Origin of the sequence: Bradyrhizobium sp. SRL28 (assembly GCF_018596315.1) — a bacterium.
Lineage (GTDB): Bacteria > Pseudomonadota > Alphaproteobacteria > Rhizobiales > Xanthobacteraceae > Bradyrhizobium.
Window position 1 is genome coordinate 1 of the sequence record NZ_JAHEAG010000150.1, and the last position, 1,484, is coordinate 1,484.

A 1,484-nucleotide genomic window follows, 5' to 3' on the forward strand; every position below is an offset into this window, starting at 1 on the left:
CTAGGAGCCTGTCCGAGTAATCGGATTTTTCTCGACGAGGAACGAGCGTCGTGATTCAAACGGCGGATGAGCAAGACATTTCGTCCTTGGGACGTTGATCAGGTTTGGCTGCTGCCGCCGTCGATCCAGGATTTGGTGCCGTCTGGGCACGTGGCCCACTTTGTCCGCGACACGGTTCGCACAGGGCTGGACCTGTCGGCAATCATGGATAGCTATGACGAGGAGCGCGGCTTTCCGCCCTATCATCCTGGCATGATGGTGGCGCTGCTGCTTTATGCGTACAGCCAGGGGATCTACTCGTCGCGGCGGATCGCGCGGGGCTGCGAGGAGCGGCTGGATTTTGCGGCGGTAACGGGGATGCAGCATCCGGACTTCCGCACGATCAGCGAGTTCCGCAAACGCCATCTGGCAGCGCTATCGGGTCTGTTCCGGCAGGTCTTGAAGCTGTGCCGCGAGGCCGGCCTTGTGAAGCTTGGCCATGTGGCGCTCGACGGCACCAAGATCAAGGCCAATGCCGGGATCAACAAGGCGATGAGCTATGGCCGGATGAAAGAGGCCGAGCCGAGGCTTGCAGCGGAGGTCCAACGGTGGTTTGCCGAAGCCGCCCAAACCGACAAGGCTGAGGATCGTCAGTTCGGAGCCTCGAAGCGTGGCGAGGAGATGCCTGAGTGGATGGCCGATAAAGAGAAGCGGCTCGAGAAGATCCGCGCCGCCAAGGCCGCGCTGGAAGCTGAAGCCAAAGCCAAAGCCAAAGCCGCCTCGAAGCCGGACGACGACGGCTCCGGCGACGGCGGCAGGGGTCGGCCGGGACGCAAGTCCAAGCCGGTCACGGCAGAGCCAGGCGACAAGGCGCAACGCAACTTCACCGATCCCGACAGCCGTGTGATGCCGACCAAAAACGGCTTCATCCAGGGCTACAACGCACAGGCCGCCGTCGATGGCACCCGTCAGATCATCGTGGCGCACACGCTGACCAACTCGCCGAGCGATCAGGCGCAGTTCGCACCCTTGCTCGATGCTATCAAAGCCAATCTCGGCAAGAACCCGGATGAAGCATCGGCCGATGCGGGCTATTGCTCGCAAGCCAATCTTCGCACGCTCATTCGGCGCCGGATCGAGGGCTACGTCGCCACCGGACGGCAAAACCACGGCACCAGAGCGGCCACGGCTAAAAGGAAGCTCAAAGCCGGCACGCTTATCGCCAGAATGAGCGCAAAGCTCAAGCGCGCAGGCTATCGAAGCCGGTATCGATTGCGAAAACAGATCGTCGAGCCCGTGTTCGGCCAGATCAAGCAGGCAAGAGGCTTCCGTCAGTTCCTCCTGCGCAGCATCGACAAGGTCAAAGCCGAATGGGCCATGATCTGCACCGCACATAACCTCGCAAAACTCGCAGCCGCACGCTGAGGAGAAACTTGTCTCCCCAAAAAGCCGCTTCAGAACTCGCTTCGCTTGATCCCAGGTCCATTACCAGGACAGGCTCCTAG

1 protein-coding gene is annotated in these 1,484 nt (G+C 61.3%); it reads left to right on the forward strand.

What is annotated here, in order from left to right:
* Window positions 1-66 precede the first annotated feature (66 nt).
* Window positions 67-1,404 carry an IS1182 family transposase gene (locus KIP88_RS45710; RefSeq protein ID WP_214493757.1) on the forward strand — a complete coding sequence of 446 codons (1,338 nt, stop codon included), beginning with the start codon at window positions 67-69 and terminating at the stop codon, window positions 1,402-1,404.
* The last annotated feature ends 80 nt before the right edge of the window (window positions 1,405-1,484 follow it).

Coding starts and splice junctions, on each gene's coding strand:
- KIP88_RS45710 (WP_214493757.1), top strand. CDS start 67: ATGAGCAAGACATTTCGTCCTTGGGACGTTGATCAGGTTTGGCTGCTG.